General features: G+C 66.8%; 11 protein-coding genes. 10 read left to right on the top strand and 1 reads right to left on the bottom strand.

Translation table 11 applies throughout. From position 1 onward, the window contains the following. Positions 1 to 38: 38 nt before the first annotated feature. Positions 39 to 1,238, bottom strand: coding sequence for a cation:proton antiporter (locus tag ABIC90_RS10185; RefSeq protein ID WP_354353972.1), 1,200 nt, complete (start codon positions 1,236 to 1,238; stop codon positions 39 to 41). Positions 1,239 to 1,347: 109 nt separating this feature from the next. On the opposite strand from ABIC90_RS10185, the gene ABIC90_RS10180 reads away from it, so the two are divergent. The 10 genes from ABIC90_RS10180 (at position 1,348) to ABIC90_RS10135 (ending at position 11,321) form a co-directional block, all read left to right on the top strand. Beyond that, the gene (locus ABIC90_RS10180) at positions 1,348 to 2,883 is read left to right on the top strand and encodes a sigma-54 interaction domain-containing protein (protein WP_354353971.1); all 1,536 of its coding nucleotides are present in this window, start codon (positions 1,348 to 1,350) and stop codon (positions 2,881 to 2,883) included. Positions 2,884 to 2,974: 91 nt separating this feature from the next. Next, on the top strand, positions 2,975 to 3,313 hold the full coding sequence (locus ABIC90_RS10175; RefSeq protein WP_354353970.1) for a hypothetical protein: 339 nt from the start codon (positions 2,975 to 2,977) through the stop codon (positions 3,311 to 3,313). Then, positions 3,310 to 3,573, top strand: a complete 264-nt coding sequence (locus tag ABIC90_RS10170; RefSeq protein ID WP_354353969.1) for a hypothetical protein — start codon at positions 3,310 to 3,312, stop codon at positions 3,571 to 3,573. Before ABIC90_RS10175 ends, ABIC90_RS10170 begins: the two co-directional genes overlap by 4 nt. A gap of 156 nt (positions 3,574 to 3,729) precedes the next feature. After that, a complete protein-coding gene (locus tag ABIC90_RS10165; protein WP_354353968.1) occupies positions 3,730 to 4,917 on the top strand; it encodes a substrate-binding domain-containing protein in 1,188 nt (395 codons plus the stop codon). Positions 4,918 to 5,081: 164 nt separating this feature from the next. Then, on the top strand, positions 5,082 to 6,533 hold the full coding sequence (locus ABIC90_RS10160) for an extracellular catalytic domain type 2 short-chain-length polyhydroxyalkanoate depolymerase (protein WP_354353967.1): 1,452 nt from the start codon (positions 5,082 to 5,084) through the stop codon (positions 6,531 to 6,533). 46 nt (positions 6,534 to 6,579) lie between these two features. Beyond that, a complete protein-coding gene (locus ABIC90_RS10155; RefSeq protein ID WP_354353966.1) occupies positions 6,580 to 7,347 on the top strand; it encodes an ABC transporter ATP-binding protein in 768 nt (255 codons plus the stop codon). A 142-nt stretch (positions 7,348 to 7,489) separates the two neighbouring features. Further along, positions 7,490 to 8,218: an ABC transporter ATP-binding protein gene (locus ABIC90_RS10150; protein WP_354353965.1), complete on the top strand. Its 729-nt coding sequence runs from the start codon at positions 7,490 to 7,492 to the stop codon at positions 8,216 to 8,218. Positions 8,219 to 8,375: 157 nt separating this feature from the next. Continuing rightward, complete coding sequence (locus ABIC90_RS10145; RefSeq protein ID WP_354353964.1) at positions 8,376 to 9,359, top strand: branched-chain amino acid ABC transporter permease; 984 nt, start codon at positions 8,376 to 8,378, stop codon at positions 9,357 to 9,359. 13 nt (positions 9,360 to 9,372) lie between these two features. Then, positions 9,373 to 10,440, top strand: a complete 1,068-nt coding sequence (locus ABIC90_RS10140; protein ID WP_354353963.1) for a branched-chain amino acid ABC transporter permease — start codon at positions 9,373 to 9,375, stop codon at positions 10,438 to 10,440. Next, positions 10,437 to 11,321: an alpha/beta fold hydrolase gene (locus ABIC90_RS10135; protein WP_354353962.1), complete on the top strand. Its 885-nt coding sequence runs from the start codon at positions 10,437 to 10,439 to the stop codon at positions 11,319 to 11,321. The genes ABIC90_RS10140 and ABIC90_RS10135 overlap by 4 nt, the downstream gene beginning before the upstream one ends. Positions 11,322 to 11,353 lie beyond the last annotated feature (32 nt).

The following is an 11,353-nucleotide window of genomic DNA, read 5'->3' as shown; positions in this document are numbered from 1 at the left end:
GGCTTTTTTCCAGCGGCTGCACAGGCCGCTCCCGACGGCTACTTGGTGCGGAAAACAATCTCTTTCATCCGCCGCAGCCGGGGCGCCACCATCGGCACCGTCAGCATGGTGCTGGCCACCGCCATCAGCAGCAGGGCGGTGAAGGCCTCGTTGGTGATGAGCGCCTTGTCCAGCAGCACGTTGGCAAAGATGATCATGATCAGCGCCTTGGTCTGCAGCAGCCAGCCGATCAGCGCGCCTTCACCCGGCTGCCAGCGCAGGATGCGGCCGGCCAGCAAGGTGCCGATCAGCTTGCCGCTGACGGACGCCACCAGCAGCACGGCCGCCGCCACGAACACCGCCGCGCCGCCCACCTCCCAGTTGGTGCGCAGGCCCGTGCTCAGGAAGAACACGGGCATCGCCACCAGCAGCACGTTGTGGCGCAGGCCGTCCAGGTGCTCCTGGTCGAACCAGTCGGCGTCCATGACCGCGCCCGCGATGAACGCGCCCACCATGTAGTGCAGCCCGCACCAGTCGGCGCCCAGGCCGCAGGCGGCCAGCCACGCCAGGCCCAGGTACCAGCGGTCTTTTTCGGGAATGCGCACCATCACCCAGCGAAAGCCCGCGCTCGCCACCGCGAACAGCGCCAGGAACGCGACCTGCCTGCCCACGCGCTCCCAGTCCATGAGGATGAGCGCGAGCACGCCCCAGATCGCGATGTCGTCCAGGCTCGCGTAGCGCAAGATCCGCTGGCCGATGGGTTGGCGCAGGATCTGCAGTTTCTCCATGAACAGGATCAGGATGGGCAGCGCGGTCACCGCGCAAGACATGCCGATGCCCATCACGAACTGCCAGGTCTGTGCCTTCGCGCCCACCCAGCCGGGAAACGCCAGCATGCCCAGCGCGGCCACGCTGCCGAAGGCCAACGGCACGCCCAGCGCCAGTCCTGCCGTCACGCTGCTTTCGCGCCGGTGCACCCAGGCCTTGCGCAGGTCGAGCTCGATGCCGGCGATCCACACGAACAGCATCACGGCCCACTGCGCGATGGCGTTGAGCGACTGGATCACCGGCGCGTTGAAGACGAATTTGTAGTACTCGGGGAACACCGCGCCCAGCACGCCCGGCCCGAGCACGATGCCCGTGACGATCTGCACCACCACCAGCGGCGCGAAGTATTCGGTGCGCCCGAGCCGCCACACGAGGTAGGGCGCGGTGAAGATGATCAGCATGGCGATCAGGAAGATCTCGGAGGTGCTCATGAGGTCGTGGCCGCAAGGCCTGAAGGTCAAAAGGAGGGCGCCGCAGTTTGTCATGGGTGCGGCGCGCGGCGCAGTATGAGGGAAGTCGAGGCCGGGCCGGAGCGCTACGATGCCCGCCATGCCAGCCGCACCCACCGCACCGCCCGCCTTGCCCCTCGATGCTGAGGGCATCCTCGCGCTCGCCGCGCGCTCGATGTTCCATTTGTTCTCCAGCATCAGCCAGGGCATGTTCCTGGTCGATAGCAGCGGGCGCATCGTGTGGGTGAACGAGGGCTACCGGCGCTTCCTGCCGGCGCTGGGTTTTTCGTCCATCGACCAGTTCCAGGGCCACATGGTCGAGGACGTGATTCCCAACACGCAGATGCGGCGCGTGCTGGAGACGGGTGAGCCGATCCTGGTGGACCTGCTCACCAACAAGGCCGGCACCTTCGTGGTCAGCCGCATTCCGCTGCGCGCGGAGAGCGATGGACCCGAGGGCGGTGCCGGCGATGTGATCGGCGCCATCGGCATCGTGCTGTTCGACCAGCCCGAAACCACGCTGCAGCCGCTGATCAGCAAGTTCGCGCTGCTGCAGCGCGACCTGGACGACGCGCGGCGCGAGCTGGCGAGCCAGCGCAACAACCCGCTGTACCAGCACGCACCCGATGGGCAGCGGCGCTCCAAGTACACCTTTGCCAGCTTCATCGGCAGCAGCCCCGCGGCGGTGGAGGTCAAGCGCCATGCGCGCCGTGCGGCGCAGTCCACGAGCCCGGTGCTGCTGCTGGGTGAAACCGGCACCGGCAAGGAACTGCTGGCCCACGCCATCCATGCGTCTTCGGCGCGCGCCAAGGGCATGTTCGTCAGCGTCAACATCGCGGCCGTGCCCGACACCTTGCTCGAAGCCGAGTTCTTCGGCTTCGCCCCTGGCGCCTTCACCGGCGCCGACCGGCGAGGGCGCGAAGGCAAGTTCAAGCTGGCCGACGGCGGCAGCCTTTTCCTCGACGAAATCGGCGACATGCCGCTGGGCCTGCAGGCCAAGCTGCTGCGCGCTCTGCAGGAGGGCGAGATCGAGCCGCTGGGCTCCAATAAGCTCGTGCCTTTCGATGCGCGCGTGATCGCGGCCACCTCGCGCGATCTGCCCGAGCTGGTGCGCCGCGGCCTGTTCCGCGAAGACCTGTACTACCGCCTCAACGTGCTGCCGCTGCGCGTGCCGCCGTTGCGGGAGCGCCGCAGCGACATTCCCGCGCTGGTCGAAGCGCTGGGCGAAGACATGGCGCTGCGCAGCGGCGAGGCGCCGCCGGAACTCACGCCCGATGCGCTCGCGCTGCTGGCGGGCCAGCACTGGCGGGGCAACATCCGCGAGCTGCGCAATGTGCTGGAGCAGGTGACCATGCGCAGCGACTCGCAGCGCATCGACGCGGTGCAGCTCGAACGCATCCTGCGCGAAGCCGGGCTCGATCAGATCGAGCTGCCCGACCTCTCGCATGTGGGCGGCGACGAAGAGGCGGCGCTGCTGCGGCCGTTGGCGCAACAGGTGGCGGAGCTGGAGCAAAAGGCCATTGCCGCCGCGCTCGCGAGCACGGGGGGGAACAAGCTCGCGACCTCGCGGCTGCTCGGCATTTCGCGCGCCACGCTGTATGAACGGATGACGAGTCAGAAGGCATGAGCCTGTTCGGAGGGGGGATGCCAATGGAACGGCATCGGCACACCCACATGACAATGGCGCCCGTGTTCACCCATTAGCCGCCACGCCACCCATGAAGACATCGATCCGTTCCCTCGTCCTCGCGGCGCTCTGCGCCGCTGCCGGCCTTGCCAATGCCGCGTCGCCGCCGCAGTGCGCCGGCGAAGCCGTCGCGCGCGCCAAAAAACTGCTGACCTTCCATTTCGGTGAAGACGACCGCATCCAGGTCAGCTCCGACGTCAAGGAGCTGCCGTCGCTGCGCAACCCGGCCAACAAGAAGCAGCAGTTCAAGGTGCTCGAGGTCTGGGGCTCGATCTACAAGGGCAACTACCGGATGCGGCTCATCTACTTAGTGTCGGGCAACGACTGCACGCTGATGGGCCAGGAGATCCTGGAGTACGCGAGCCTGTGAGCGTTCAGGCCCTGCGCTCGACCTTCGGCCCCAACTGCCACTGGTGCGGCCTGCCCATGGATTTCGACGAGCCGCACGGCCGGCCCGAGTCCGCGACCATCGAGCACCTCATCGACGCAACGCTGGGCGGCGTGCGCACCCAGAAGCACCGGCGGCTGGCCCACGCCATCTGCAACCACACGCGCAACGAGTTCCGCATGCAGGCCGAGCGCGAATTCCAGCGCTGGATCGCGGAGCGCAAAGCTCTTGGTAAACCCTGACTGATAAAAAGACAGTTGCCTGAAATTCAGTCACTACAAGTGTTCTGAAATCAGGCGACAAGGGCTTCTTCCCAATGAAGAAACCTTTGTTATCAATGGTTTGGGTGGGTGGCACGAACTGTGCAATATTCAGCCATCACTATCAGGAGACACCAGATGATCCGTCGCCACCTCGTCGCCCTTGCCGCGCTTTCCGCCTGCGCCGCTGCCGCCCCCGCCTGGGCGCAGTCCAACGAAATCCGCATCGCCCACATCTACAGCAAGACCGGTCCGCTGGAGGCCTACGGCAAGCAGACCCAGACCGGTTTCGCCATGGGCCTGGACTACGCCACCGGCGGCACGATGATGGTCAACGGCAAGAAGCTCGTGGTCATCGAGAAGGACGACCAAGGCAAGCCCGACCTGGGCAAGTCGCTGCTGGCCGCCGCGTATTCGGACGACAAGGCCGCGCTGGCCGTCGGCCCCACCGCTTCGGGCGTGGCGCTGGCAATGCTGCCGGTGGCCGAGGAATACAAGAAGATCCTGATCGTCGAGCCGGCCGTGGCCGACTCGATCACGGGCGACAAGTGGAACAAGTACATCTTTCGCACCGGCCGCAATTCGAGCCAGGACGCGATCTCCAACGCGGTGGCGGTCGACAAGGCCGGCGTGACCGTCGCCACGCTGGCACAGGACAACGCCTTCGGCCGCGACGGCGTGAAGGCCTTCGGCTCGGCGCTCAAGAAGGCCAAGCTCGTGCACGAGGAGTATCTGCCGCCCGCGACCACCGACTTCACCGCCGGTGCGCAGCGCCTGATCGACAAGCTGAAGGACCAGCCGGGCCGCAAGATCATCTGGATCGTCTGGGCCGGCGCGGGCAACCCGTTCAAGATCGTCGACCTGGACCTGAAGCGCTACGGCATCGAGATCGCCACCGGCGGCAACATCCTGCCGGCCATGGCCGCCTACAAGGCGCTGCCGGGCATGGAGGGCGCGGCGTACTACTACTTCGGCATCCCGAAGAACCCGGTGAACGAGGCGCTGGTGTCGGCGCACTACAAGCAGTTCAAGACGCCGCCGGACTTCTTCACGGCCGGCGGTTTCTCGGCCGCGATGGCGGTGGTGACGGCGCTCAAGAAAACCAACGGCGACACCAGCACCAACAAGCTCATCAGCACCATGGAAGGCATGAGCTTCGACACGCCCAAGGGCAAGATGACCTTCCGCAAGGAAGACCATCAGGCGATGCAGTCGATGTACCACTTCAAGATCAAGGTCGACCCGGCGTTCGCCTGGGGCGTGCCGGAGCTGGTGCACGAGATCAAGCCTGAAGAGATGGACATCCCCATCAAAAACAAGCGCTGAGCGCCCACCCGATGCCGCGGCCCTGAGGACGGCCGCATTTCCTTTCGCCCCGGATGGCCGCCGGGCGAAGCGCCAGCCTGCGTCCGCGCAAGCCGGCGTGTTTCCACGGCCGATTCGTCAGTCTGCAAGCAAGCGTGCGATACCCACAACACAAGGAGACAGCGATGCAAGCGATGAGAAGGAACTGGAAGGGACTGGCCGCGGCTGCGGCAATGACGATAGCGGCGCACGGCGCCATGGCGGCGGTGCCGCTGCCCGCGCTCAACGCCAATCCGGCGGAGGTGAGCGTGTCGGGCCTTTCGGCGGGCGGCTTCATGGCGGTGCAATTGCACGTGGCCTATTCGGCCACCTTCAAACGCGGCGCGGGCGTGGTCGCCGGCGGGCCGTACTACTGCGCCGAAGGCTCGGTGCTCAATGCCACCGGGCGCTGCATGACGCACAGCACCAGCATCCCGGTGTCTTCGCTGGTGAGCACCACCAACAGCTGGGCCGCGAGCGGCACCATCGATCCCGTGTCGAACCTGAGCGCATCGAAGGTCTACCTCTTCTCGGGCACCTCGGACAACACCGTGAAGCAGGCGGTGATGAACGACCTGAAGACCTACTACCAGAGCTTCGTGCCCGCGGCCAACACGGTCTACAAGAACAACCTGGGCGCCGGCCATGCGATGGTCACCGACGACTACGGCGCCGCCTGCAGCACCACCGCCTCGCCCTACATCAACAACTGCGGCTTCGACCTGGCGGGCGAGATCCTCACGCACCTCTACGGCCCGCTGAATCCGCGCAACAACGGCACCCTGGGCGGCACCTTCACCGAGTTCAACCAGTCGGAGTTCGTCACCGGCCATGGCGTGGCCGCCACCGGATGGATCTATGTGCCGCAGGCCTGCACCACCGTCTCGTGCCGCGTGCACCTGGTGCTGCACGGCTGCAAGCAGAACTACACCGACGTGGGCGACAAGTACGTCAAGAAGACCGGCTACAACCGCTGGGCCGACACCAACAACATCGTGCTGATCTACCCGCAGACCAGCACCGCGGCCACCAACAGCTGCTGGGACTGGTGGGGCTACGACAGCGCCAACTACGCCAAGAAGTCGGGCCCGCAGATGGCGGCGATGAAGGCGATGGTCGACCGCGTGACCGGTTCCACGGGCGGCAGCGGGTTGCCCGCGCCCAACGGCGTGGGCACCTCGGGCGCGACCAGCAGCAGCATGGTGATCGGCTGGAACGGCGTGTCCGGTGCGAGCGGCTACAACGTGTACCGCGGCGGCAGCAAGGTCAACGCCGCACCCGTCGCCGCCACCAGCTACACCGACACCGGCCTCGCGCCGTCCACCACCTACAGCTGGACCGTGGCCGCGCTGAACGCGAGCAATGTCGAAGGCGCGATGTCGACCGCGGCCACCGGGGCGACCACGGCGGGCAGCGGCGGCGGAGGCACCTGCTACACCGCGAGCAACTACACCCACACGATGGCGGGGCGCGCCTACGCGCTCTACGGCCTGACCTACGCCTACGGCTCCGGACAGTCGATGGGGCTGTGGAACATCTACGTGACGACCACGCTGAAGCAGACCAGCCCGGGCTACTACGTGATCGGCACCTGCTGAAGCCGGTCGGGCACCACGCACTTTTTCTTCTTTGCAATGACCAACGATGCTTGAAACCCGCGACCTGACCATCCGCTTCGGAGGCCACGTGGCCGTCAACAGCGTGAGCTGCGCTTTCGCGCCGGGCACGCTGACGGCCATCGTCGGCCCCAACGGGGCGGGCAAGACCACCTACTTCAACCTGATCTCGGGCCAGCTCAAGGCGAGCGCGGGCACGGTGTTGCTGGACGGGCAATCGCTGGCGGGCATGTCGCCGTCGGCGCGCACGCACGCGGGGCTGGGGCGGGCCTTCCAGCTCACCAACCTGTTCCCCAACCTCACGGTGCTGGAGAACGTGCGGCTGGCGGTGCAGGCCACGCGCGAGGGCGCGCACCGGCGCGGCCTGAACCTGTGGAGCATCTGGAGCGACCACAAGGCGCTGACCGAACGCGCGGACCAGATCCTCGCGGACGTGGCGCTCAAATCGCGCGAGCACGCCACGGTGGCGAGCCTGCCGCACGGCGACCAGCGCAAGCTGGAGGTGGCGTTGCTGATGGCGCTGGAGCCCAAGGTCTTCATGTTCGACGAACCCACGGCCGGCATGAACGCGGCCGAGGCGCCGGTCATCCTCGACCTGATCCGCAAGCTCAAGCAGGACAAGACCAAGACCATCCTGCTGGTCGAACACAAGATGGACGTGGTGCGCGAGCTCGCGGACCGGATCATCGTGCTGCACAACGGCACGCTGGTGGCCGATGGCGAACCGGCGGAGGTGATTGCCTCGCCGGTGGTGCAGGAGGCCTACCTGGGCATTGCGAAGGAGGTGGCTGCATGACGCGCCTGATGAATTTGAATTTCTCCCTGCCCTCCCGGGGGAGGGCAGGGGTGGGGGCTCGCGGCCTTGATGTCGCCGCGGCCTCTCAAGCCCCGCTTGCCCCCATCCCAACCTTCCCCCGGAAGGGGAAGGAGCAAGACCTATGAGCACTCCGAATCTCCTGACCCTCGAAGGTGTGCAGACGCACATCGGGGCGTATCACATCCTCCACGGCGTGGACCTCGCCGTGCCGCGCGGCCAGCTCACCATGCTGCTGGGCCGCAACGGCGCGGGCAAGACGACCACGCTGCGAACCATCATGGGCCTGTGGCATGCATCGCAAGGCCGGGTGCGCTTTGCGGACAAGGACATCACCGCGCTGCAGACGCCGCAGATCGCCGGCCTGGGCATCGCCTACGTGCCCGAGAACATGGGCATCTTCTCGGACCTCACGGTGAAAGAGAACATGCTGCTCGCCGCGCGCGGCGCGAAGAACGCCGGGCAGATCGACGAGACGCGCCTGAAGTGGATCTTCAAGCTCTTCCCGGCGGTGGAGAAGTTCTGGAACCACCCGGCCGGCAAGCTCTCGGGCGGGCAGAAGCAGATGCTGGCGGTTTCGCGCGCCATCGTGGAGCCGCGCGAGCTGCTCCTGATCGACGAGCCCAGCAAGGGCCTGGCGCCCGTGATGATCAACAACATGATCGACGCCTTCGCCGAGCTGAAGGCGAGCGGCGTGACGATCCTGCTGGTGGAGCAGAACATCAACTTCGCGCAGCGCCTGGGCGACAACGTCGCGGTGATGGACAACGGGCGCGTGGTGCACAGCGGCTCGATGGCGGCGTTTTCTGCGGATGCGCAATTGCAGCAATCGCTGCTTGGACTGGCTCTATGAAGTATTCGACGTATTTCTCCCTCCCCTTCCGGGGGAGGGCTGGGGTGGGGGCTCGCGGCCTTCGAACCACAGCAACCTCGCAAGCGCCGCTTGCCCCCATCCCCGCCTTCCCCCAGAGGGGGAAGGCGCAAGAGCCAAAGCAAGAGGGCGCGCGCTCATGACCAAGATCGACTTCGACTGGAAGCCCCTGCTTCTAGCCCCCATCCTCGCACTCGTCGCGCTGCCGCTCACCGGCTCCTTCTCGACCTGGCTCACGCTAACGGTCGCGGGCCTGGCGATGGGCATGATCATCTTCATCATCGCCTCGGGCCTCACGCTGGTGTTCGGCCTCATGGACGTGCTGAACTTCGGCCACGGCGTGTTCATCGCGCTCGGTGCCTTCGTGGCCAGCAGCGTGCTCGGCCTCATGGGCGACTGGACGGGCTCCGGCGAACTCTGGCGCAACCTGGTCGCGGTGTTCCCCGCGATGCTGGCCGCCATGGCCGTTGCGGGCGCGATCGGATTCGCCTTCGAGCGCTTCATCGTGCGGCCGGTGTACGGCCAGCACCTGAAGCAGATCCTCATCACCATGGGCGGCATGATCATCGGCGAGGAGCTCATCAAGGTGATCTGGGGTCCGGCGCAAGTGCCGTTGCCGCTGCCCGAGGCGCTGCGCGGCTCGCTGCTGGTCGGCGATGCGGCCATCAGCAAGTACCGGCTGCTTGCGGTCGCGGTGGGTGTGGTGGTGTTCGGCGTGCTCGCGTGGACCTTGGGCCGCACCAAGATCGGCCTCCTGATCCGCGCGGGCGTGCAAGACCGCGAAATGGTCGAGTCGCTCGGCTACCGCATCGGCCGGCTCTTCGTCGGCGTGTTCGTGGTGGGCAGTGCGCTCGCGGGCCTGGGTGGCGTGATGTGGGGCCTGTTCCAGCAGAACCTGGTGCCGCAGATGGGCGCGCAGGTCAATGTGCTGATCTTCATCGTGATCATCATCGGCGGGCTGGGCTCGACGGGCGGGGCGCTGATCGGCGCGCTGCTGGTGGGCCTCATGACCAACTACATCGGCTTCCTCTTGCCCACGCTCACGCAGTTCGCGAGCATCTTCCTGATGGTGGCGGTGCTGCTGTGGCGGCCGCAGGGCGTGTATCCCGTGGCGAACCGTTGAGGAAGAGCACGTCATGTTCATCAAACGACTTCTCTCCAACGACATGCCGCGCAGCCGCCTGCTGGCGCTGCTGCTCGTGGCGCTGCTCATTGCGCTGGCCTTCGCGCCCTTCATCTTCCCGGGCGTGAAGGCGCTCAGCGTCGCGGCCAAGATCCTGGTGTTCGTGGTGCTGGTCGCGAGCTTCGACCTGCTGCTGGGCTACACCGGCATCGTGAGTTTTGCGCACACGATGTTCTTCGGCATCGGTGCATACGGCATCGCGATCTCGGCTTCGCGGCTGGGCCCTAACTGGGGCGCGGTGCTGGTGGGGCTGGGCGCATCGCTGGCGATCTCGCTGGTGCTCTCGTTCGCCATCGGGCTCTTCTCGCTGCGGGTGCGCGCGATCTTCTTTGCGATGATCACGCTGGCCGTGGCCTCGGCCTTCCAGACGCTGGCCTCGCAGCTGTCGGACTTCACCGGCGGCGAAGACGGATTGACCTTCAAGCTGCCCGAGCTGATCTCGCCGAGCTTCGAGTTTGCCGACGAGCCCTTCCTCGGCGTCTCGCTCGACGGCCGGTTGCTCTGCTACTACCTGCTGTTCGTGACAGCCGTGGTGCTGGTGCTCGCACTGCTGCGCATCGTGAACTCGCCCTTCGGCCGCGTGCTGCAGGCGATCCGCGAGAACGAGTTCCGCGCCGAGGCCATCGGCTACCGCGTGGTTGTGTACCGCACGACGGCGGCGGTGCTGTCGGCGTTGTTCGCCACGCTGGCCGGCGCCATGCTCGCGATCTGGTTGCGCTACAACGGGCCCGACACCTCGCTGAGCTTCGAGATCATGATCGACGTGCTGCTGATCGTGGTGATCGGCGGCATGGGCACCATCTACGGCGCGGCCATCGGCGCGGTGCTGTTCGTGGTGGCGCAAAGCTATCTGCAAGATTTGCTGCGCGTGGGCAGCGAGGCCGCGAGCGGGCTGCCGTGGCTGGCGGCGCTGCTGTCGCCGGACCGTTGGCTGCTGTGGCTGGGCCTGCTCTTCGTGCTCTCGGTGTATTACTTTCCGACCGGCATCGTCGGCAAGCTGCGCGCGAGGGCGGCGCGATGAGCGACATGCTGGTTCCCGTCTCCCGCTACGCCCAACTCGCGGGCCGCGAGACCCACTGGCTCGAATGGGGCGCGCCCGACGCGCCGGTGGTCATTGCGTGGCACGGCCTGGCGCGCACCGGCCGCGACATGGACGAACTCGCGCAGCACTTTGCGGCGCGCGGCTTCCGCGTGATCTGCCCCGACACCATCGGCCGCGGCCTCAGCCAGTGGAGTCCGCTGCCCGACGAGGAATACCAGCTCTCCTTCTACGCACGCCTGGCCAATGCGCTGTGCGACGAACTGCGCCTGGGCCGTGTGCACTGGGTCGGCACCTCGATGGGCGGTGCCATCGGCACGGTCTGCGCCTCGGGCCTGTTCGAGCCGCGCATGAAGGCGCGCATCGCGAGCCTCACGCTCAACGACAACGCGCCGCAGCTCGCGCAGGCCGCCATCGAGCGCATTCGCGCCTACGCGGGCGAGCCGCCTTCGTTCGACACGGTGGCCGAGCTGGAGGCGTTCTTTCGCACCGTCTACAAGCCCTACGGCTGGCTCAGCGATGCGCAATGGCGCCGGCTGACCGAGAGCTCCACCCGCCGCCTGCCCGACGGGCGGGTCACGCCGCACTACGACCCGGCCATGGTCCGGCAGTTCAGCGCGCACGACAACGACTACCTGATCTGGCCGCACTACGACGCCATCGAGGTGCCGGTGCTGTGCTTGCGCGGCGCGGAGTCGGACCTGGTGCTGCCCTCCGCCATCGAGGAGATGAAGCTTCGCGGCCCGGGTGCGGCGGGGCTGTTGCAGGTCATCGAAATCAAAGGGTGCGGTCACGCGCCCGCGCTGAACGTGCCCGAACAACTGGAGCCCATCGAAGGGTTTATCCGGGCGGCCGGTCGTTGAACGGGCGGCGGCCGCACAATCGCCGCCGACTT

Source organism: Variovorax boronicumulans (assembly GCF_040544675.1).
In the GTDB taxonomy this organism is placed as follows: Bacteria; Pseudomonadota; Gammaproteobacteria; order Burkholderiales; family Burkholderiaceae_C; genus Variovorax; species Variovorax boronicumulans_D.
This window is presented reverse-complemented; position numbering and strand designations above follow the sequence as displayed.

Bases quoted from the DNA above. Each gene is read 5' to 3' on its own strand.
- ABIC90_RS10185 (WP_354353972.1), bottom strand. From the start codon at position 1,238: ATGAGCACCTCCGAGATCTTCCTGATCGCCATGCTGATCATCTTCACC.
- ABIC90_RS10180 (WP_354353971.1), top strand. From the start codon at position 1,348: ATGCCCGCCATGCCAGCCGCACCCACCGCACCGCCCGCCTTGCCCCTC.
- ABIC90_RS10175 (WP_354353970.1), top strand. From the start codon at position 2,975: ATGAAGACATCGATCCGTTCCCTCGTCCTCGCGGCGCTCTGCGCCGCT.
- ABIC90_RS10165 (WP_354353968.1), top strand. From the start codon at position 3,730: ATGATCCGTCGCCACCTCGTCGCCCTTGCCGCGCTTTCCGCCTGCGCC.
- ABIC90_RS10160 (WP_354353967.1), top strand. From the start codon at position 5,082: ATGCAAGCGATGAGAAGGAACTGGAAGGGACTGGCCGCGGCTGCGGCA.
- ABIC90_RS10155 (WP_354353966.1), top strand. From the start codon at position 6,580: ATGCTTGAAACCCGCGACCTGACCATCCGCTTCGGAGGCCACGTGGCC.
- ABIC90_RS10150 (WP_354353965.1), top strand. From the start codon at position 7,490: ATGAGCACTCCGAATCTCCTGACCCTCGAAGGTGTGCAGACGCACATC.
- ABIC90_RS10145 (WP_354353964.1), top strand. From the start codon at position 8,376: ATGACCAAGATCGACTTCGACTGGAAGCCCCTGCTTCTAGCCCCCATC.
- ABIC90_RS10140 (WP_354353963.1), top strand. From the start codon at position 9,373: ATGTTCATCAAACGACTTCTCTCCAACGACATGCCGCGCAGCCGCCTG.
- ABIC90_RS10135 (WP_354353962.1), top strand. From the start codon at position 10,437: ATGAGCGACATGCTGGTTCCCGTCTCCCGCTACGCCCAACTCGCGGGC.